11 protein-coding genes are annotated in these 23,794 nt (G+C 34.7%); 2 read left to right on the forward strand and 9 right to left on the reverse strand.

What is annotated here, in order from left to right; all coding sequences use genetic code 11:
• Nucleotides 1-79: 79 nt before the first annotated feature.
• The 5 genes from BDR01S_RS16370 to BDR01S_RS16390 form a co-directional block, all read right to left on the reverse strand.
• Nucleotides 80-1,255 carry a glycosyltransferase family 4 protein gene (locus tag BDR01S_RS16370; RefSeq protein ID WP_066258928.1) on the reverse strand — a complete coding sequence of 392 codons (1,176 nt, stop codon included), beginning with the start codon at nucleotides 1,253-1,255 and terminating at the stop codon, nucleotides 80-82.
• A 29-nt stretch (nucleotides 1,256-1,284) separates the two neighbouring features.
• Complete coding sequence (locus BDR01S_RS16375) at nucleotides 1,285-4,443, reverse strand: CDP-glycerol glycerophosphotransferase family protein (RefSeq protein WP_157413022.1); 3,159 nt, start codon at nucleotides 4,441-4,443, stop codon at nucleotides 1,285-1,287.
• A 274-nt stretch (nucleotides 4,444-4,717) separates the two neighbouring features.
• Entirely contained in the window at nucleotides 4,718-8,056 is a 3,339-nt protein-coding gene (locus BDR01S_RS16380) for a CDP-glycerol glycerophosphotransferase family protein (protein ID WP_066258932.1), read from the reverse strand.
• 34 nt (nucleotides 8,057-8,090) lie between these two features.
• Nucleotides 8,091-9,125, reverse strand: coding sequence for an acyltransferase (locus BDR01S_RS16385; RefSeq protein ID WP_066258934.1), 1,035 nt, complete (start codon nucleotides 9,123-9,125; stop codon nucleotides 8,091-8,093).
• 225 nt (nucleotides 9,126-9,350) lie between these two features.
• Complete coding sequence (locus BDR01S_RS16390; RefSeq protein WP_066258936.1) at nucleotides 9,351-10,067, reverse strand: polysaccharide deacetylase family protein; 717 nt, start codon at nucleotides 10,065-10,067, stop codon at nucleotides 9,351-9,353.
• 137 nt (nucleotides 10,068-10,204) lie between these two features.
• On the opposite strand from BDR01S_RS16390, the gene BDR01S_RS16395 reads away from it, so the two are divergent.
• On the forward strand, nucleotides 10,205-11,320 hold the full coding sequence (locus BDR01S_RS16395; RefSeq protein WP_066258938.1) for an acyltransferase family protein: 1,116 nt from the start codon (nucleotides 10,205-10,207) through the stop codon (nucleotides 11,318-11,320).
• Between the two features lie 80 nt (nucleotides 11,321-11,400).
• Here the strand turns inward: BDR01S_RS16395 and BDR01S_RS26295 are convergent, their stop codons facing one another.
• The 3 genes from BDR01S_RS26295 to BDR01S_RS16410 all read right to left on the reverse strand — a co-directional run bounded on the left by BDR01S_RS26295 (nucleotide 11,401) and on the right by BDR01S_RS16410 (nucleotide 19,339).
• A complete protein-coding gene (locus BDR01S_RS26295; protein ID WP_235846591.1) occupies nucleotides 11,401-12,573 on the reverse strand; it encodes a C39 family peptidase in 1,173 nt (390 codons plus the stop codon).
• A 104-nt stretch (nucleotides 12,574-12,677) separates the two neighbouring features.
• Nucleotides 12,678-13,994 carry a serine hydrolase gene (locus BDR01S_RS16405; protein ID WP_218007877.1) on the reverse strand — a complete coding sequence of 439 codons (1,317 nt, stop codon included), beginning with the start codon at nucleotides 13,992-13,994 and terminating at the stop codon, nucleotides 12,678-12,680.
• A 164-nt stretch (nucleotides 13,995-14,158) separates the two neighbouring features.
• Nucleotides 14,159-19,339, reverse strand: coding sequence for a bifunctional 2',3'-cyclic-nucleotide 2'-phosphodiesterase/3'-nucleotidase (locus BDR01S_RS16410; RefSeq protein ID WP_082797464.1), 5,181 nt, complete (start codon nucleotides 19,337-19,339; stop codon nucleotides 14,159-14,161).
• A gap of 309 nt (nucleotides 19,340-19,648) precedes the next feature.
• Between BDR01S_RS16410 and tagU the strand changes: the two genes are divergently transcribed.
• A complete protein-coding gene (tagU, locus tag BDR01S_RS16415) occupies nucleotides 19,649-20,578 on the forward strand; it encodes a polyisoprenyl-teichoic acid--peptidoglycan teichoic acid transferase TagU (RefSeq protein ID WP_066258944.1) in 930 nt (309 codons plus the stop codon).
• A gap of 48 nt (nucleotides 20,579-20,626) precedes the next feature.
• Here tagU and BDR01S_RS16420 read toward each other — a convergent pair whose 3' ends face one another.
• The gene (locus BDR01S_RS16420) at nucleotides 20,627-23,647 is read right to left on the reverse strand and encodes a S8 family serine peptidase (RefSeq protein WP_066258946.1); all 3,021 of its coding nucleotides are present in this window, start codon (nucleotides 23,645-23,647) and stop codon (nucleotides 20,627-20,629) included.
• Between the last annotated feature and the right edge of the window lie 147 nt (nucleotides 23,648-23,794).

Genomic DNA, 23,794 nt, shown 5'->3' on the forward strand with positions numbered 1-23,794 from the left:
TTAATATTGACATTAAAACACAAAAAGGGTGTTCAAAAAATCAATGTCTTGAACACCCTAAGTATTAATCAATATGATTTCAAAAGGACTTTTGAGCAATCTGATCCTGGATTAAGCTCTCCCATTTTTCTCCTACTACGTTAAATGTATATCTCTCTACATTTTCTTTTGCTTTTTTTCCGAGTTTTTTTCTGAGTGATTCAGATTCAATTAAAGTTAATAATCCTTTTGCAAGTTCTTCTACATTCCCCTCTTCGACAAGAATACCATCCTCGTAATCAGAGATTACTTCTCTCGGGCCTGTACAAGCAAAACTTACACAAGGTACACCTACTGACATTGCCTCAATGATAACCATCCCGAAAGATTCTCGCCTTGAGCTAAGAGCATAAATCGAAGAATTAGCCATTTCTTTAATAATATTATCAGTTTTTGGCATTAAATAAATATTATTATACGCCTTCTCTTCAAAGATTAAACTTCGCAAGTCACCCAATTCTTCACCAGTACCAAATATTTTAAGCTTCCAGTCCGGATATTGTTTCATGACCTTAGAAAAAGCCTGTATGAGCAAATCATATCCTTTTTCGTGTGAAAACCGTCCTGCTGCAATGACCTGTTTATTTTCTAATTTAGCAGATTCTTCGGGTATATGAGTCGCATTTTCAATCTTATATAATTTAACGCTCCCTCCACCAAGGACATTTTCATAATCTGCCTTATCAGCCTCTGTTAAACAGGTTATAGCATCCAAATTTTTATAATGTTTTTTTATTTTTCTTTGAAGGCTATTTGCATGAGCATCAAAAAACTTATGCTCTTGTCCCACTTTAATAACATCATTGTTGGAATACTTTGTCGACAATACATTAAATGAAGGAATTGTTGTTATAAAAACCCCTTTCTTTACTTTTTTAATCGTTTTGATTAACTTTAGGTCAAGAAATAAATTAAACATTTTATATAGATCTTCATTTTTATCAATTAGAAAGCTTGGTATATTTAAAAGCATTTGTTTAATAAATCTTTTATATCCTGGTGTATTTTTCCCGAATAGTTTTCCTTTTCTTGCATCAAATAATGGGGTGAGTTTTATTTTCGGATTTAGTTTAAATAAGGGTTTTTCACTGGTTCTTCTTATACTAATAATTTCGACGGTATAGTTTTTTGATGCAAAATAATTCGCTGTATTTGCAACTGTTCTTACTGTACCGCCCATTCCGTAAATATTATAAACTAAAAATGTAATTTTCAAATCATCAGTCGCTCCCGCTCTTTTGTGAATCAGTTTAATTTCTTAATTTCAGTATAAATTCTTTTAGAGTTATTTTTGTCTCGATAGGCATAATACTTCTTGGATTTAATACCATAGAGTGGTTTATATTCAAAATCAGTATCTATATATTCCTTGATGAAATCTAATAACTCTTTTTCTGTCTCTGCTATGTCACCTATTAATTCCGTTCCCAAATCAACATAAGAACCTCTATGCCTCAAATAGTCATGTAAATCAAAATGAAAAAATAGAACTGGTTTTCTTAAATAATTGAAATCAAATACCACACTTGAGTAATCTGTTATTAGTAATGAACTTTCTTGTATAAGGTCCTTTACTGTTTTATCTTCTATTTTTATCACCTTTATCCGTTCATTTAAGGAAGAAAAGTGATCTAGATACTTTCTTTGGATTTCTATATGTGGGAAAAATTTCAGTATCAGATTGTGCCTTTCTAATAATTCATGTAAGTTTGGATCACGTAATAACGCTATATACTGAAGATAAAAATCAGAATTAAGAAATTCAGTTTCTGATGTAATCAGCCATTCTCTCCAAGTTGGAATAAGGAGAATTTCTTTTATTTCTTTACCTTTACTCTTATCAATTAACGTATCAAACCTTGATAAACCTGTTACCATTATTTGCTTTGGTTTAAAATTCATTTTCTTAATTAAGATGTTTTTCTCATGTACAGAGGACACAACAAACTTCCTGATTTTACCATTATATGAATCTTTATTGAACTTTAATTTTTTCATTGCAATAATTCCATGCTGTAAATAGATCATTCTTTTTGGATTATTATTCATTTTGTTATGCACAATGCTTGGTATTACATCACGTATACCATGACTAACAATTAAAAATTGACATAACCAATAAAGATAATAATGTTTAAAACTATCATACTCAAGTACATTATCTTTGTAGGGTATTAAATTCCCCATATTCTTATTGTCTTTCTTACTTACATAATAATATGTTTCACCACTTTTATTTTCTATGCAGTATTGAAAAAATGCAAAGCCATTATCCTGGGCAATTTCCCCTAAGTTCTCACCAATTAACCAAACTGGTTTTTTTACAAAATTCCTTGAGAATTTGGCAAGAATTTTCGCTATGAAAAATTTAATCCTTTCACCCTTTTTCTCAATAGCTCTCAATTCTCTTAATTCAAGGTTTAAATTTGAAGTTTTTTGATCAAAGTATATTGAGAAAAATAAATCTTTGCTCATTCTTATTGCATTGTTCTTAAAAATTGAATTTGCTTCTAATAATTTTGAATTATCACCTTTGACTCTTGCTGTTACTAATTGGCCGTTTGCATAGATATCACAAAAAACATCAAAGGTTCCAGAAAAAATATCTTCCTCATTGAAAAAGAGGTCCTTTATTCTAAAAGTATAATGATCGTTATCAGTATTATTTCCCTGTTTAATCCTTATGGTTTTATCTGAAGCCCTACTTTTTAAAACCAACTCTACCCTTTGGGAATGAACTGGCATTTGTTCCAATGCAATAGAAATTTCAAGGATTCTTTCATTTTGTTTCTTTTTTATTTCAGTACAATATGGACTAAAGGCATTTTCTAAAGATACAAATAATGCATTCCTTCGATTATAAAAATGTCTTACATTAAGAGGCAGCCCGTTCATATCTATCCTTAAAGGCGGATAAATAAGTATCTTGGATTTGTTTTCTATATCGTCAAAATTGGAAACTAATTCTATGAGGTATTCCTTTCCCTTTACAATGATTGTGATCATGAATTGATAGCCGTTTTCTTGAATTTCATTAGGATTAAGTATTGACCAATCAATCTCAGTTCTAAAATAAAACAAATCATTTTCTTTTCTAAAATCATTAATGCATTTAATCTGTTCCTCGCCCTTTATACTTTGAAGAAAAATTTCTTTAGGAATGAAGTCAAGGTATTCATTTATCATAAATCCATTTAGAATTGTCTTACCTAACTCTAAATCGACTCTTGAAATGTCAGATATTAAAATTTGATCTGTTACATTAAAAGCAAGATTTTCATGTAAAGTAAGATAAGATCGTACATTCTTTATAATACCAGATTCACTTTGATATATTGGTTTTGACAAAGAAAGGAAATCTTCATCCTTTTGAATATTACTCAAATTCAACCTTATCAATTCACTTATACCGCTAATTTGAATGGATACAAAAGCATCCCAAATCCCGTTTATCTTAAAAAAGTTATCTTGTTTATGTAAAGGGACTTCAATAAAAAAGCTACCGTTATTTTGTAAAGAAATGGGTACCTCTATTTTTTCCATAGATACCCTATTCATTAATACAAAATTACTGATCTTATCTTCACTACTTGAGAGGATTAAATATTGAAAAAATCCTTGTATTGTTAATGAATTCCCACTAATATCAGCCTTTCTAATATCCCATGAGACGAAGCTTTGCTTATTTTTCTTGATATGAAGAGTTACTTGAGCCCTTTTACTTTCGAAAATTTCATAATAATAAAGAGAGTTATTATATTCCAAGTAGTCCCCTTGAAGAATAGGTTGTTCATTACCAAAAATAACTTCAATGATTTCATCATGATCCATTACATTAACTAGGCTAAATAAATTCCACTCACCTTCATATAACGGCTGTTCACTTAGGTTGATAACAATATTAAATTTTCCCTTATGGTCATTTACTTTAAAGTCTTTGAAAAATATCTTTTCCTTCGTATCCTCATTCTCTAAATAAAAGCTTTTTACTATTAGTTCATGACTTTTTTTTCCCTTATACAGGGTACCAATTATCTCAAATCTCTTGCCTTTAAAGGAGAGGATTTTTTCTCCTTCTAATGTGGTTTTTTCAGAAGGCTTTCTTCTTACCTTTAACTGAGCATCTTTCTCGCTAATATAATAGGATTCACCACTAAATGAAACGGAAAACCTTTTTTTTAGGTTATTTTCTACATCTATGTACATTGCACCATGTTTAGAATTAATCATCAATCCTAAAATGCTTCCATCTGGAATCTGACTCAGTTCTTTATACGGAATTATAATTTCAAGGATATTTTCAGTTATATTAAAAGTGGTTTTCATACCGATTTTATCAACATCGCTTTTTGAATTGGAACTAAACACGGTACATATATCATCAATAGTTTCACTTGATTCCATATTTAATACCAGTTTTATCCGTCTGCCTTTTAATCGATAAATTCTCTCCAAAATTACTTTGTTATACAATTAACTCAACTCACATTTCTTTCATTATTCAAAAGTGTTACACCAACCAATATTAACTACTACGTTCAACAAATATTGATATATATATATATCATTTAGGAAATTTATGTATAGGTATAATTTTTGCTAATTATCTAATTTTAATACTTTCGATTCATAAGGCTGCCGAGTATATTCAACAGCCCTACGATTATAGATATTATTCTTAAGCTTTATTGTCTTCCTTCATATCGAATACCTTATTCACCAATCGCTCTGCTGCAAAACCATCTTCTAATATACAATATTTATTATAAAAGGCTAAATATTTATCTTTGTATCTTCTTTGGACATCGTCTATATCTATTATTGCATCGATTATTTCTTGGCTATTCCTAATTAATGGACCAGGAGCCTCATTTTCAAAGTCCATATAAAATCCACGTAATTGATCCCGATAAAGTTCCAGGTCGTAGGTGAAAAATAGCATTGGTCGCTTTGTATTAGCATAGTCAAACATAACTGATGAATAATCGGTGATTAATATATCAGTGATTAAATATAGTTCTTGAATATCAGGATAATGAGATACATTAAAAATAAAATCCTTGAATTCATCGGGAATGATAACTTTATTCTTAATTACCACATGCATTCTCAATAATAAGATATAGTCATCACCCAGTTTTTCTTTCATCTTTTCAAAGTCTAAATGAATATCAAAAGTAAATTTATTTGCTCCATTTGTCTGATTATCCCTAAAAGTGGGAGCATATAAAATAACTTTTTTATTTTTAGGTAATTTCAAGCTATTACGTACACTCACAGCGACTGTTATCTTTTCTGTTCGATAAAAAATATCATTTCGCGGATAACCAATTTCACATATATTACCTTCGTATTGAAAAGCACTTCTAAACGCTTTGCTAGCATAGGGGCTGGGTGAAATTAGATAATCCCAACTTTTTGTTGCTTGGTGTACACGTTGCACATAATCATCAGTCCTGCCTTGCACATTTTCGATATCAAATAACATTTTCTTTAATGGAGTCCCATGCCACGTTTGAACATAGGTTGTTCCAGGTCTTTTTTTAAGATAGGTTGGGAAGTTTTGATTATTTACCCAGTACCCTGCTTTCGCTAAATAATAATAGTATTTAATACTAAGTCTTTCAACATAAATCGTGTGGGGATCCTTAAAACGCTTCTGTGTATTATATATCCAAACTTTTTTATATTTAAGGTTCCTACGGACAACTTCTTCATATATATAGCGGGGACTGTCACCATATTGTTTACCTAAACCACTTTCAAATACGATGAGGCTTTTATCAATAGGAAGAAACGTTTTTGCTGCATTATAAAAAAACCTCATGCTCGGAAAGTAAAGCCTGCTTTTTCTATATCTTCGATAGCCGCCTTTTAGAATTTCACTTTTCATGATCGAGGAATAAAGTGATTTTCTTCGAATTTTAAGTGTTTCCTCAAATATACGTTTACTTGAATTTAAATCTTTATATTTAAGGAATTTAGCGGCCCTTTTTTTATGTTCCTCTTTCATTTCAAAATTAGCATCAGCGTATTTTTCGACAAGATGTAAGATATCCTCCAGTTGGTAGACAATATCACCAGGAAGGTCGTTATCCAAATCAAGATGTGATGGGTATTTTCCAATAAACCTTTCCCGATCAAATTGATAATAGATAATTGGTTTTTCCAAAAAACTCATATCAAATGCGACGCTGGAATAGTCAGTAATCATCATTGCACTTTCTTTTAATAGGTACTGAACGTCCACCTCACCCTGACTAACAATTCTAATCGGGGCATCCGCAAAAAAGGAAGTAAATCTTTGCATATTAGGATGCAAACAAAAAACAATTTCAAAATTGTAGGTCCTCGAAAATTCATGCAATGCAGGATGATTAACTAAATCATTGTAGCATTCGAAATACTCGCTCTCTAAGAACTTTTCATCGGTGACAATCCAATCTCGCCATGTTGGAATGATTAATAATTGTCTTCTAGTTTCAACATCTTTTTGAAACAGGCTGTCAAACCTTGATAATCCAGTAACAGCTACATCTTCTGGTTGATATCCAAAATCTTGAACAATATAACTTTTTTCATAATCAGAACTTACAATAAATAAGTCCGTTTCAAAATTAGGCGCAATGACTCCGTAGTTGTGGACCATGTTTTTCGTCCCCATGACCCCATGCTGTAAAAAGACCTTTTTAGCTTTAACAATCTTTTTAAACTTTTCTGTCCTTAGCGGATATAAATAATCGGCATGATGCGACCCGATGACTCTGCTCGCCACAATCGTATGCCAAATATGTTCTTTTGATCCAAAAAACAAAATATTGCCAAGGTCTTTCACATTTTCTAATTCCGGTGAATCCTCATCAATTACATAAAAGACATTGCGGTCTGGATGTTCTTTTCTCATGTATTTGAAAAAACGATAGCCAGTATCTTGTGCTTTATAAGGACGTTCTCCAACTATCCAAACGTCTCGATATCTGTTTAAAGGCTGTAATATCCAGGCCCATTTCATCATTCCTTTTAAATAATCGAGGGTATCCTTTTTAAACCTATTAACTTGAAGGGAAAGATTATAGTATTTAAATGTAAAATAGGGTGTGGCAATATACGCCTCATCCCCCTCGTTGGCAAAAGCAGGTTTGGTATTTCGTTTTGCTTTAATGGTTGGAGCTCCCAGTCTGACCAATTTCTTTTCAGAACCATAATTTAAATTTAGACTTAAATAGAAATCATATATATCCTCTTGTAGTGGTTTACCGTAATCTAATGAATTTAAATTAAGAACTATTTGATATTGATAGGTATTATCTCCATAGGAACGAATTGTTTTAATATTGTTAAATTCAATATTTAATGGAATTTCAACCTTTACTCCTGTTTCACGTCCAGATATTAATAGAAATGCCTCACTAACCCTAAAGCTACGAGTTGTTACTTGCCCTCTAATGGTAAATTTGCTTCCTTGGGCTGTTATGTTATCAATTCGTGTTAATGGTTTTATGTTAATTTCCTTATCAAAAGCCAAAGTAATAAAATTCTTTATCGTACTATAAATTAGCCCTGATTTTTCCCCTAGGCAAAAACCTTCTAATCCCCGGTAGTTGGTTTCTTCAAACTTCCCTAATCTAATAAAGTATTCTAATATAATTTCATCATCATGACCTGACAATATGCTTGCTGAAGGTTTAATCATATTATATTGAATTTCACTCAGCTCTTTTTTAGGAGCTTCTATTAACATAAAAAATTTATACTCATTTCCTTGAAAATTCGCCTCATACTTTGATAAATCTATCTCGAAATTAAATATTGAAGTAGGAATGGATTCGGCAATTTTAAACTTTATATCTTCATTAGGTGTAAATAGCCAAATTTCTTTTGCTTTAAACTTTCCTTTCAATTCACCTTTAATCCTTAAAATGTTATTCTCTTGATGAATCTCTAACCGCTTTTTAAATTTACCTTTATTATAATTAGCAATACGTTTAATTAATTTTTTTATATTCTGTAATACCATTGTTTATTAAACCACCCTATATTTAATACTTTGTTTATCTAATTCTTATAAACCTTTGTCTGATAAGTGAAATCGCATAAGCCATGCAGAAACTAGATATCACCACAACAGGAGCATATAGAATTGCAGTATCTTGTTTAACAAAAATGTTAGACATAAAATACCGATATACCCATTGATCGGTCAGAAAAGAGACTAAATAAATATCCAGGGTTAGACTTGAAATCGAACGAATCGGTACACTTATCCAGCTAAATAATTTATATTTAGGAGGTTGGATTTGATATAAAAATAAAAATAAAAATGTTGTTTGCAGCATAATCAAGGCTGAGCCATAACCACCTACAAAATTAATAAATTTTGTTCCTTCATTAAATCCAATAAGAATACTTCCCTCTATTATCGTAATTAATAAGAACAAACTAAAACTTTTTACTTTACCAATAGTGATATTATATTCCCTAATATAGACTCCTAAAAAATAATAAAATAATGGATAGATAGGCATCCAAAAGCTTGGGAAAAGCACTATTTTGCTTTCTCCAAATAGTGCAGGTAAACCATTCCAGAACATTGGAATACCCGTAACAAAAAGCAGTACCAGTAAAAAAACCTTAAATTGGCGCTTAGTTTTAAATCCTTGCCATAGAATGTTTAAAAATGGAATAAGTATTGCCAGACCTAAATACATATTCACATACCATGAATAGCTTATGGCTTGGAACTTAAAAACCATTAATATCCATTCACCAATTGTCCTTGCTTCTCCAAACTGATAAATCCTGAAGAATATTGCAACAACGGAGTATATTACATATATTAGGACTATGTTTAGTATTCCTCTTAGATATTTTTTATTCCATTCTTTTTTCCATTGTAAGAATCCAGTTGCCATGATAAATAATGGCACACAGACAATAAAAACTTGTCTGTAATAGGTTTGAATAAATAAGAGGATGCTGTTTAATGGCACCTTATAGAAGTGGGTATTTAATAAGAAGTGAACACATGGGACGGATATGATTGCAATCGTCTTTAAAAGATCAATGCCAAAAAAATTTTTATTCATTCTTTAAACTCCTTATTAATTATACTTTATAGCAAATAACGTTTTTTCACATTTATTGTTTTCATATCAATTAATCTTTTCCACACTCCCTAAGATTTCGACAATTTTCTTCTTAGATTTTAACAATATATAGCTAATATGTATAGATTTGAAGAAATTGAAAAAAAAAAAAAAGCCACCCACAAATTTATAGGTTAGCCAATCCATCAAATAACATCCAACTAGCTAAAATCTCTTGTCATTCCAAAAGTTCTTTACAAAATGTTTTTTGGGATTATAAACTTCTATTTTATAGCCCTTACTACGAAGGTAATCAATAATGATTGGAAGCTGCTGTGCCGTACCTCGTGAATCATGAAAAAGGATCACAATTGGCCCTTTTTTGCCTCGAATACCGGATTTCACTCTGGAAGTGATGGTACTAGGACTTGTTCGGTTATACTTCCAATCCAGTGTATCAACATCCCAGTCCCACATTTTATAACCCTTTTTCGCTAAAGCATCTCGGAGTGGTTTTTTCATATAGGGTTTGCTTCCATAGGGAGCACGTGTCAGCTTACTATTAAACTTTGAAACTCTTAAAAGAGTTTGCCGTGTTTTCTCCATTTCAATTGCTACATTATTTGAACTACCGCGATAGAGTTTCCTCACGTCGTGAGAAACACTATGTAACGCCGGATAGTTTCCTTCTTTAATCATCCGTTGGACGGTTTGGGGATTCCGTTTAATATTGCCTTCAATCATAAAAAAGGTCGCATGCGCCTTTTTCCTTTTCAAAATATCAAGAATTTTTGGAGTGTATCGATTGGGTCCATCGTCAAAGGTCAAATAAACAACTTTACTTGTGTTGGACTCGGCTGCCTGTGTGGTATTTGCTGAAAAGAAGCCAGTACTTATGACAAACAGTGAGGCAAGTAATACCATTGATATTTTTCTAAACATGCCCTCTCCCCCTTAAGAAACTATCCCCTATAAAGCTTTCATTCTATGATATGCGTTTACCGCTTTTCCCTATTTCATGAATAATTTAGAATCATTCCATCCAACCTATAATGGGTAGGTTTGGGAGGTGAAAAAATATGGAAGACAGGTCTTTTGTTTTTTCTAAAAGTATGACGGCGATCTCAAAAGGGTTTGCCATCCTTTTAATGGTCTATCATCATTTATTCACTTTTCCAAACCGTATTTCTGCTGTTGATTACAAACCCATCATGATTGTCAATGACCTTCCATTAGACCAGCTGATTGCCGATTCCGGAAAACTTTGTGTGGCTATTTTCCTTTTCTTAAGTGGCTTTGGCCTTTATAAGTCATTTGAAGCAAAAGGCATTTTCACTTTTCAACAAGGGCTAAAACGAATACTCAACTTTTATAAGCTTTATTGGATTATTTTTTTCATCTTTATCCCAATTGGATTGACTTTCTTTAATGACACGATAAGATACACATGGAATACCAAGCAGTTTATTTATAATTTATTTGCTCTCATCCATACCTACAATGGTGAGTGGTGGTTTATCCCGATATATATCGAGTTAATAGTTGTGTTCCCGCTCTTGATATGGTTAGTTGAAAAAAATCCCGTTGTTGTTTGTTACCTCTCATTTATAGGTCTGTTTCTTTCTGGTTTTTTTCTGCACATAGATGATATTTTTTCAAAATATGAATTGATTCAAATTTTGATTAATCATTTAGGCATCGACTTAATCTGGCAAGTCATGTTTGTCACAGGCATCTTCTTCGCTAAATATTCATTATTTGGAAGTATGGAACGTTTTTTCTTAAAAGCACATCTAAATTATAGACTCATTTTTTTGTCCCTACTTGTTCTCTGCTACTACATAAGACAATACGCGCTCAAGTTTGTTATTGATACTAGAGGTACCGAAATTGAGGGGATATACGACTATGCTGATTTTATCCTCGCCCCTATCGCGATTTTCTCGTTTGTAAAACTGATTCAAAATATCACCATTCTTGAACGGCTTTTTCTTTTATTAGGGAAACATTCGACGATTATTTGGCTTACCCATACTTTCTTTATTTACTACTATTTCCAGGACATCATGTATGCTCCATACTATTCCGTTTTGATCGTCATTTGGGTGTTTGTCATTACGATTTTAGTCTCTATCGGCATCAATATATTGATCAATCTGTTACATTTGCCTTTTCCAAAAAATAAAACGGAATGAAAGGGCTTACATTAGTATGAACTAATCAGTTAACTGCAGGGGCAATTGCCCCCGCTTGAATAGAAAATTACCCCTGTAGCTTAATATGATATTGCTCGCTTACTTTGGTTGGCCCATAGTCGATTGAATTCCTTTTTGCTGAGCTTGGCATTCTTTTCTCCCGTCCAGCAATCATTATAATAATAATAATTTTTATCAAATCCCGTTAGGACTAAAGCATGAACGGAAAAACCATGCATCCGTGAAACCCAGACGACAATTGACTTGTTACTGACTAATTGTTTTTCTATATTCACATTACTTGTGCCGGTTAAATTTTTTGCACTTCCAGCATAATTCTTGACCAATCCCATTAAGGCGGATGGATAAATCGTCCATCCTTTTTTAGTATATGGATTTCCCACATAACCAAGGTTTGGATTCTGCGAATGCTTTGGCATTTTATTTGCTAACGTCACTTTATCAACATGTACGCCTTTATACTGCAACATCATCGTTACTGCAGTAATTTCACAGCCTGTTGGTAATTCAGGTCGTTGATTGATCAATGGAACATTTAATTTAATTCCGCTGACACGGGAAAATTGTTTCCCATAAACCGTCTTTGGATAAAATTCATACGTTGAAATCATATTCATTGTCCCTTTTTTTCTCTGAGTAGCCTTTGTCACATATCCCGAAGTATTAATGGTAAAGATATACTTGATATTTTTACTATGTTTGCCATAAACTGTTTTCGGAAAGTACTCATATCTTGAAATAATTTGGTTGGTTCCATTTTCTCTCTTAACAGCCCTTGTTAAATAACCAGAGGAATTAACATCAAAAATATATTTGATCTTGTCCCCATGATTTCCATAGAAGGTTTTCGGATAATATTCATATCGATTCGTAACCTTTTGGGTCTTTTTATCAAGTTGTTCTGCTCTCCCAATCGATCCATCGCTGTTCAAATAAAAAATATATTTTATACTTTTTTGTGCATTATCTAGATTGCTATTGGGATGAAAGTTTAGTATCTTACTTACTTTACTACCTGAAAATACCTTTGCTAAGGTAATTACTCCCTGACCGTTAATGTAGTATTTTGTATTCCCTTTGACAATCTCCTTTGGAGGAACTTCACTTTTTATATCAATGGATTCCTTTTTATATGACGTTAACTCTGTTGCACTCGCATTTTTAGCTGGAATTACCATCGAGAATAAAATTAAACCTATAAAAATTTTCTTGAAAATATACCCTGCATTCAATTCTTTTCCCACCCTTTTACATTCTATCTTCTTAATTTCTATCAAAAATTCCAATATATCAATATAAGGACTTTATATATCGTGCCCTAGCTAAGTCGGTCAATTTACTTGCTTACGCTAAGTTCAGTTATATAGTTACTTGCTACATATCCAACTCTTCCGCCTATATCCACAACATAGAAGTCATTTTCTTTTTTGAAAAAATAGTAATCTTGATTTTTATTAATATAGCCGATTACTGTACCTGCTGTGATTTTATCAACGATAGGAGCCATAGCCGTCATCTTAATAATTCCTATTTGCGGTTGATTAGCTGACCAGCCGGCTACGGCAGGCTTCAATAGGGCGGTCACTGATTTCTTTTGGATATAACCGGATCCTTTTCCAAATTTGATTTGATACCAAGTCCCTTGATTCGAAAGAATTCTAAGCGTTTGATATTTTTTTAATGTCCCTACCGCTGCATTTTTTGACTTGCTTTGATAGATGGTCACATCCGCATTGCTCTTAAAAAAGTTAGCTGATACTTTAATCTGATGATGCTTATTAACAATCGCTGCTAATCCCGCAATCACCTTTTGTGATTTTTCATAGGAAATTCCTTTGGTCATAATCGCTAACACATACGGGTTTTTATCATACACAATCGCCGCATCATTATAAATCCTGTCCTGTGGTATCATCCCTACCTTGTGGGCGACAGCTGTTCCCTTAATTCCACGCGGTATCGTCGTATTATAGACTGTCTTTTTCAAATAACCGACAAGCTCTTTGCCTCGCGCGCTTTTCTCGGAAAATTGATAGAGTCTTTTTGCATATATCGATAAATCATTGGCAGAGGTTAAATTTTGCCCATTTGGATAGGCATACTGACCGCCAACACTTTTCATATAGTTAATAAAATTACGCTGACCGACTCGTTCTTTTAACATAATAAACGCGATATTATCACTGTAAATCATTGCTTTTTTGACGAGGTCCCTAATTGTGTAGGACGTCCCAACCCTATCCTTTTGGATGACACCGCTGCCGCCATAATAATGATAGCTTTTGTATTTCAGCTTTTGATTTAAGTTGATTTTCCCTTTATCCGCCTGCTCCATAATATAGAGGACGAGAGGCAATTTAATCGTACTGGCTGCTCGGTTAGGTGTTTTTCCATTGATTTGAAAGGTATCACCTGTCACTAAGTCCTGGTATTGAAGGGTAACCTTACCGCCAGCCTTTTTTATGTAGTTATTTAGTTCTGCTGATACTTTCTTTGAAAAATTTTGCTGTGCTGTTAATTCTGCCGCACTAGCTGGTTTTGCTGGAATGACCAGCGCAAATAAAATCATCATCATAAAGATTCCCTTTAAAAAACGTCCCGTCTTCAACACTTTCCCCATCCTTTTCACTTTATCTCCCTTAAATTTTAACAAAAGTAGTAAAATATTAATATAGGTTTCAATTATTAAAAGGAATGTAATCCAGCAAATATAGGAAGATCATCAGTTTTGCTAGAAACTAGTAAAAAAAAGGGTATCCAACGTAATAACTTGGACACCCTTTTTACTTTTCTTCAGGTATTTTTCTTATTCATTTATTACTTAACAGTTACTTTGGCAGTTTTGCTTACATTACCAGCTTTGTCGATTGCTACGACTTCTACAACTTTGCCGGCTTTTTGTTTAGCAATGGTGATGGAGAATTTGCCATATTTATCAGCAGTTCTAGAACCAATCACTTTGCCGCTAACTTTGACCACTACTGTTGAATAAGCCTCTGCTTTACCAGTTACTTTGGTAGACTTCACAGTTATCTTATCAACAGTAGGTGTGCTTGGTGCCTTTTTATCGATTGTAAATTTCACAGTTGTTTTGTTGCCTGCTGCGTCAGTTACTACTAATGTGTAGATTGCGTCTATTTTGACAACTGTTTTAGTTGCAACAGCATTTCCATTTAATAAAGCTTTTCCTTCATTAAAGTAGATAATTACATCTTTTTTGTATAGCCCATTGTTTGAAACTCCTGTTACTACTGGAGCTTTTTTATCAATAGTGAATTTCACAGTTGTTTTATTGCCTGCTTCGTCAGTTACTACTAATGTGTGGACCCCTTCAGTTGCAACAATTCCAGCTTTAAAGGATTTACCATCTAATGTTGCAGTTCCTTCATTAAATGTAACGGTAACATTTTTATTATAGATACCATTATTAACGACTCCACCTACTACTGGAGCGATTTTATCACTAACTTTAATAGTTGTTTCACTCTTATTACCAGATGGGTCAGATACAACTATAGTTAATACAGTTTTTGCAGCTTGAGCAGCTGGTAATGAAACAGAGAATTTACCATCGGCACCTGTTTTTGCAGTGCCAAGAGTTTTGTTGCTAGATACAGTGACAGTTGAACCAACTTCAGCTGTTCCTGTGACTACTTTATCTTTGTTGCTTACATCGTTTACGACTGCTTTATCAGGTGCAATCACATCAAGAACGAATGTATACCCAATTGGACTTAAGTTGAATGATAAATCAACAGAGAATGCGAATAATTGGGTCCCTTCTTTAAGTGGCGCCATTAATGGAACACTGAAATTACCATTTTCATCTGCTGTTAAGTGGACCTTCAGATTGAAACCATTTGTAATATATACATGTGTTCCTGGTTCTGCACCATGGCCTTTGATTTCAGTAGACATATTGGTAATTGGATCAAAAGCAGGAGCTGTTGGATCTGTGATATCTATTACTTTCACTGTTGTTGAAGCACTAACATTTTTCGCAGCATCAGTTGCTGTGATAACTAGTTCTGTTCCTGCTTTTTGGACTTCAATCTCGACTGTAAAATCTCCATCATTTGAAGCAGTTGCTGAACCTACGAGCGTACCATTAGCCTTCACTTCAACTAGAGCACCAGCTTCTGCTTTACCTGTTACTGTTTTAGATTGGTCATTTACATCATTCACTACTGGAGCTAATGGTGCTGTGACATCTATTACTCTTACTCTTGCTTCATAACTTACATTTAATGCGGCATCGATTGATGTCACAATTAGTTCTGTTCCAGCTTTTTGAACAGGAATGTCGACTGTATAGCTTCCGTCTTCAGCAGCAGTTCCTAAACCAATAACAGTCCCCTTTGCTTTTACTTTAACTTTTGTCCCAGCCACAGCTGTACCTGTAACTTTTTTAGATTGATCATTTACTTCAGCAACAGTAGGTGCTGTCAACGTTACCTCTTCTTGCTTGATTCTTCCTTCAATTTCAGCAGTTATTGGGCTTTGACCTTTAAATGTGTTAACGTAGTCAACTAAAGCCTCTAAATCAGTAGTCCAAGTTGTACGTTCTTTACCTTCTTTAAGGATGGTAAATCCGTCACCGCCATCAGCCATAAAGTTATTTACTGACACACTATACTCTGCAACCGGATCAATTTTCGAACCGTCTGGAAGGAAAATGTCGACAACTTTTTGTCCTAGAGGCAACTTATCAGACCAAGTATAACTTAACCCTGAAATTTGCATGATACGGTATCTGTCCGCTTGGAATTGCTGATTGATTAATGTTCTTACTTGGTCGCCGGTAATCTTTAAGCTAACCACATCATTACCGAATGGCTGGACCGCGAATAAATCTCCCCAAGTAACATCTCCTGCTTTTTTGATTTCATCACGAACGCCGCCAATATTCATGAATGCAAACTGAGTGCCAGTTTTAGCACGCATGCTGTCTGCAATTAAGTTACCCATTGGAGCTTCCCCAGATTTATTTTGCGCACGAGAAATTGGTGCAGTTGTCACTCCGACTACTTCGCTTGTTTGTGGAGCAATATCTGCTTGGTATTTATCAAGCTCAGCTTTAATTTTTGCATCAGGTGTAATGCTGTCTTTAAAGGTTGAAGCAACTTCAGCCTTTTTTGTAACGATATCTTTCGTTACTGGGTCAATCGTCAGATCAACATCAGAGAATGCTGTACCATATGAATAAGATTGAACTAACAATTTACCATCCACTGTTGAGTTCAAATACTTGTGGTCATGGGCACCGTAGATCACGTCAACTTCATCATCAATGGCTTTAGCCATGTCGACCACTTTACCTGTTGGATTATCTCCATTAGATGCGGATGTACCAGGATCATGGGCAAGAACGACAATCGATTTTACCCCTTTTTCTTTTAACACAGCAGTATATTTGTTAACTGCTTCTACCTCATCAGTGAATTTAACTCCAGCCACACCGCTTGCAGTAACGATTGTTGGTGTTTCAGTTGTAACGACACCGATAAAGCCAATTTTAACGCCATCTACTTCTTTGATTGCATATGGAGGTAAGATTAATTCACCTGTTTTTTCATCCTCTACGTTGGCTACAATGTAGTCAAAATTGGCGCCTTCAAATGCACCATACTTTGCTTCGGTTTTTGGATGGGCACCACCATAGATTAAACGCTTCATTTCTGCGACGCCTTCATCAAATTCATGGTTACCGATGGTACCAATATCCATACCGATTTCGTTCATGAAACGAATCGTCGGCTCATCTTGTAATAGAGCAGATACCGGACGGCTTGCTCCTACTAAGTCTCCGGCCTGTAACATTAAAGTATTGGCAGGGTTTGTTGCTTCTCTTTGTTTTAAATAGGCTGCTAAATATTCAATTCCTCCGACAGCACGATTAGAAACGGTCGTAGAATAATCTAATTGTCCGTGGAAGTCATTGATTCCTAATAATTGAACGTGAACGTTTTGGTCTAGCTGGTATTGCTGCCATGTTACACCATTAACATTTTCTGTACCAACTGATTTAACGTTTGGTGTTTGAGCAGTAAATGGGATAGCATCTGGTGATGAACGGAATACTAAATTTTTAGCTACGCCACCTACCGGAGCAATTTTCCAGTTGTTATCCGCTGTAGGATTTACAATTTTATGTTCAGAGATATAATCCATTAAAACTTGACGGTTCTCGTCAGGAGAATCAACTACTAATTTTGCTTGACCACCCTTGGTTCCAGGGAAATTGCCTCCACCGCTTGCACGGTAGTTATTAGTTACAACTATGAATTTCTGTTCTGGATTAATCTCATTTCCATTCATATCAGTAAAGGTAATGATACGGTGGGCGTCTTCTTTAATTACATCACCTGTGTTGTAATCGTAACGAGCTGGTTGAGTAACATCGATTTGATATTTAAGACCATCGATGACATCGAAGTTAAATGGTTGGAATCCATAGTCAATCAATTCTTGAGCGTTAGAGTCATTAGGGTCTATTCGCTTAAATTGAGATGCAGACATTTCTAACCATTCTTTAACTTCTGCACCTGTTAATTCAACAGCTTTTAATGTATTGTTATACAAATAAAGGTCATTAGCGCTCTTAATAGAAAGGTCACCTTTAGTAATATTTGTATAGTCACCTGTGCCTTGTCGGCCTGCCTTGAATGGTGCACCAGCAGAAATAATCGGGACATTTTCCAATTCTGGCTTATTTGCCTTGATGTATTTTTTTACATATTCAGTCTGTGCATTGTTTACTATTTGAATAGTTGGATCATCCATTACACGTGAGAAGTAACTGAACATAGGTGCCTCAGTTTCACCGATTTTCCCGCGAACGTAACCAAGTGTTCCTTCATGAGTTTCTTTTACTGCATCAACAATACGCTGATCTGGTCCATCCACAAGTGAAGTCTTTGTTTTGTCAGCATTTGTCTTAAAAATGGATCTTAGCGCAGCTAGTGAATTTGTTACTTGCCACTTACCGTCAACTTTTTGAAGGTCGAGGTCCATTACTCCCAGATTGTTACCCCAGAAACCTGCCTCCATTGCTGGAACATTGTTAATATGACCTTTGGTATTATCAATACCTGTTTTTCCATTAAATGTAGCATCACCAGGGAAATTTACGTGAGCATGTCCAAAAAGAAGTGCATCAATGCCTTGAACTTGACTCAAGGAATAAACAGCATTTTCAGCATCTGCTGCATTAGGAGCTGCAACGTCACAACCGGAGTGGGCAATGGCAACAATAATATCCGCGCCCTCTGCTTTCATTTTAGGGATAAACTCATTAGCAGTTTCAACAATACCTTTTACAGTTACTTTACCTTGTAAGTTATCTTTATCCCATTGCATAATTTGAGGTGGAGCAAAACCGATGACCCCTACTCTAATAGTTTGTTCTACACCTGCTTCATCCACGACTTTTTTATCGATAATTTTGTATGGGTTGAAGTAGTTTTTGCCTGTTGTTGCATCATAAATGTTTGCGTTTACGAAATTGTATGGAACTTCTTCCAAAGCATTGTTTAAGAAATCTAATCCATAGTTGAACTCATGATTTCCGGCAATTCCAGCATCATAGTTTAAGATATCCATAGCCTTGAAGACCGGGTGCTGTTCAGTTGCTCCAAGTTTTTTCACCTTTGCTACATAGTCTGCAAAAGGGTTACCTTGTAGTAAGTCACCTGCATCAAATAACATTGAGTTTTTCTCATATGTAGGGCTTGTTTCTACATTTGGATTAATTTTTTCAGTTCTTGCTTGAGTGATCAATTTAGCTGTTCTATCAAGACCAAACTCGATTGTCGGTTTATCTTGGTAGTAATCATAATCCATCACATTGGAGTGAAGGTCAGTTGTTTCTAAAAACCTAAGTTTTACTGTGCTTTCAGTATTTCCTTCTGCTTTTACAGCCTGTGGAAAAATATTCAATGGAACAGTTGTAAGCGCTAACATTGTTGCTAGAGAAGTATTGAGCATACGTCTTTTCATGCTTCTTTTTATTTGTCTCTTCACACTTTTTCCGCCCTTCGACAATATATTAGTATTGCAAGACTATTCTACTAATTTTTCAACAAGATTCATAGACTTTTGTAAGAAATTTATCATATTTTTACAAGAAATATATATTTTGATAATCCGTGTGTGTTCGACAGCTATTAATAAGTAAATTCCCGGAAAAAGTTTTTCTTAAAAAATCCAGTAAAATTTATGTAAATTTTTCAAAAAAATGTATGAAATCTCGATAAAACCTGCTATTCTATAATATGGCTTCTAATTATGGTTTGGAGGTAAAAATTGATGAGAGCTGAGAGAAATACAAAGAAAAAGAGAAAATGGCTCCGCGTGTCTGGAATTATTTTTTTATTACTTTTGATTGGAATTGGGGTTTATGCCTATTCAGTATATAATTCATTACAAACTGCAGTCGAAACCATGCATCATCCTGTTGATCGTAAATCAGATAAGCGTTCCGAGGAAGTATCCTTACAAAATAAACAGCCGTTTTCCGTTCTGCTATTAGGTGTCGACCAGCGTAAAGGGGATAAAGGCCGTTCTGATACAATGATTGTCTTATCCGTCAATCCAAAACTTAATTCAGTAAAGATGTTAAGTATCCCGCGTGATACACGCACTGAAATCGTCGGTAAAGGTACAGAGGATAAGATCAATCATGCCTACGCTTTTGGTAATGAAGAAATGGCGATGAACACGGTCGAAAACTTCTTGGACATCCCTATTGATTATTTTGTAAAGGTCAACATGGAAGGCTTTAAAGATATTGTTGATGCGGTTGGCGGCATTACGGTCAACAATGATTTAGACTTTTCTCAAGGGGGTTATCATTTTCCAAAAGGTCAGGTGACTTTGGATGGTAAAAAGGCATTAGCCTTTACCCGGATGAGACATGAAGACCCCCGTGGAGATTTTGGACGTCAATTACGTCAACGTGAAATCATTCAAGGTGTCTTAAGAGAAGGTGCAAGTCTCTCTTCCCTTACTAAATATCAAAGTATTTTTGCAGCACTTGGAAATAACGTTAGAACAAACCTTACGTTTGATCAAATGAAGTCCATTCAAAAAAATTACCGGAGTGCTGCAGGTAACGTCGATCAAATGACGATCAAAGGCTCTGGAACAAAAATAGGTGGAATTTATTACTACATCGTTCCAGATCAAGAAAAACAACGGATTCAAACCGAGTTGAAAACACAATTAGAAACTAAATAATCAAAAAAACTCTGCCTGAAATGTGGCAGAGTTTTCTTTTATTTTGGCTTAAAAATCATATTCGTTAATATAATACCAATATCCATTACCTAATGAATCTAGATATTCTACTAAATAATACAAGTAATCTGAATTAGGTTTTGTATAAACGATATTATTTTCACCTGATTTTATAGCATACTCATTTTTATCTAATTCTGTACCACCTTCATAGTTATAGACATGCAAAATGGCTTTAACGTCTTGGGTCGTTCGAATAGTCAGCTGCATTTTGCCACTATGAGTCTGCTCAGATGTCATTGGAAATTCAACAGCATGGGATTCAAGCCATGAAGGGTTTCCATTCTTGGTCATTTGCCCTTTGACAGATGCTTTCTGTCCGTATACATTTTGAGCTGTGATCACATAAAAATAATTGTCATCATACTCATCATATCCATTGTCATCATTTCCATCCCATCTAAAATATTGTATCCCTGCACTAACTCGTTCATTTTGCAAAATGGTTTTAACTTTCCCATCCCATGCATTGAATATCTCAATTGTTACATTTGCTGCCTGTGATAGTTTATAATAAACCTCACTGCCCCTAGAGGTAGTGAACTTCACTACAGCAGGATAACTAATTACAATTTTAGTAAGACTAACGTGAATATTCCCTGTGAAGGTTTGCGACAGATTATACTTATCGACCACTTTTATTTTAAACTGATAGTCCCCATCTACCGCTTGATTCATAGCGGCATCTGTTCCATTCCACAAAAAGGTTTGTTTTCCCGCCGCTTTATAGACATCCTTCTGAATCGTCTTAATCAGAGCAGTCCCTTTATAAATATCAATAGAAACTTTTCCCGGCTTCGTTAGGGTATAAGTAAACGTCTTCGTTCCTTTTGTAATAAAATTATAATCTTTACTTGACTGGATGGACGGAATTCGCCAGTCCTGGAGGGAGAATGTACTGTTATTCATCGTTGTAATATTCCCAGCCAAATCCTTTAACTGAATACTATATCGGTATTTTCCTTCAGGTGCCAACTGATTTTTATCATCTTTCCCATTCCAGCTGATAACGAGTGTTCCTGCGCCGGATTGTTTAGAAATCAATTTTTTTATAAGGATTCCTCTATCATTAACCACATTTACAAGAATATTCGAAGTTTCATTCAGGCTTAATTTTGCTGTGGTTGTATTATTAGCGTTCATTTTAAACAAGGTAGATGCTAGTGTGACCTTCGCTGATGGGCGTACGGTATCCACTTTTATCTGTACCTTTTTTGTTTTACCTTTTCTATTACGGCTGTCTGTTGGGGACATAATGAGGTAGTATGTACCATCATTTATTGTATGTCCTTTTGAATCTTTCCCATTCCAAACGATCGATTTCTTACCGCTTGATAAGTATTTATTAGAAAGGATTTCCTTTATCGTTTTGCCTTTATTATCAGTTATAACTGCAGTGACCTTCGCCTTTTGGGTTAGTTGATAAGGAATAGTTATTTTCCCGCTTGCTTTCGGTGAAAAGGTATAATTGCTTGACACCACTATTGCAGGTCTAACATTGTTTACTACTTTAATCATGGAGCTTTTATAGATTGTACCCCTACTATTCGATACCTTCGCTAATAACTTGTAAGTGCCTGACGTTACAAAAGTTCCACTGCTTGTTTTTCCATCCCAAGAGGCAGAAATTCCCCTTCCGGATGAGGCTTTATTACTAAAGATTGTTCGTACAGTTTTTCCACTAGAGGTCTGCAGATATAAGGAAACAATTGTACTGCTGGTAGCGGTAATCGAAAAGGCAGCCTTATTAGTCCCAGTCATGGTGTAAGTTGTTGGCGCTGTTAATTTTGATATAGGTGCCGGTGTATTGGAAACAGCCTTGTATGCGTCAATTCTTCCATATCCATAAAATGAATCCCACCCCCTGTTCCCCAGGTCAGCAGTTGACTTCATCAGAATATTTTCTACTTGACTAGGAGTTAAAAATGGGTTTTTTGAACGGACCAGCGCGGCCACTCCAGTCACTACAGGGGCTGCCATTGAGGTCCCGTTCATATATTGATAGGAACTTCCGCTTATAGTAGAATAAATCGATAACCCTGGAGCAGCTAAATCAATAGAGCTACCATAGTTCGAAAAACTAGTTATTCGATCATTACTATCTGTAGCACTCACACTAATAACACCAGTTAATGCCGCAGGATACATAGGGATATATGTATCCGAATTACCTGCAGCAGCCACAAGCACAACTCCTTTTGACCTTGCGTAGCTAGCATAATAATCTAGTAGATAACTATAGCTTTCACTGCCCAAACTCATATTAACGACATCCGCATGGTGATCGGCCGCGTATTTTAGCGCAAGCGCTACATTATAAATGGATGCTCCTTGTGAGTCGAATACATTTATAGGCATAATTTTTACATTTGGAGCAATTCCAGCAATTCCTCGCTTATTAAAGCTTGCCGCGATTATTCCTGCAACATGTGTAGCATGTTCATCAGGGGTATAATTGGCATTTCCGGTAACCGTATTATAGGGACTGACAATTTTCCCTTTAAGGTCAGGATGATCCTTCTGAACCCCGCCATCTATTACAGCAACTGTAATATTAGATGAGCCTCTTGTTTTGTCCCATGCTTTTGGCATTTGAATTTTGTTTAAATACCACTGTTTTTTATAACTCGGTTCCTGGGGAACGTAGGTACTCTTCACCTTGTAATTCGGTTCGACAAACAGCACCTGTTTATTTTTTAATAAAGCCTTTGAGATACTAGCCAAATCTGAACCATTGGGAACTTTCACGAATGAAAAGTCTCCCGTTTCTAATTGGTCTACTTCTTTACCATTTACTAGATTTAAAATAGTCTTTCTTTGATCTAAAGATGTGCTTGGAGTAAATTTTACAATTAACTCCTGATCATTAAACTCCTTTTTCTCATCAAAAAGCACCTTCGTATCAAACTTTGATACCTTTGGCTGGATGGTAACCTCTTCCGCACTTGCGACTGAAGTCGTAATTGATAAACATAGTACCATGAAAATGGCTGACCAGAAATATTTCACCGTTCTCCCCCATTATTATTCAATTATTATCTAATTCTATTTATTTACATTTTATCACTAAAAACTGTAAAAAAGTGTACGTTATTTAATAATACTAGGAAAAGGTATTCCAAGGTAACAGTACCAGCATCTAGCCTAATTTCTAAT

The sequence above is a fragment of the Neobacillus drentensis NBRC 102427 genome, assembly GCF_001591445.1.
In the GTDB taxonomy this organism is placed as follows: Bacteria; Bacillota; Bacilli; order Bacillales; family Cytobacillaceae; genus Neobacillus; species Neobacillus drentensis.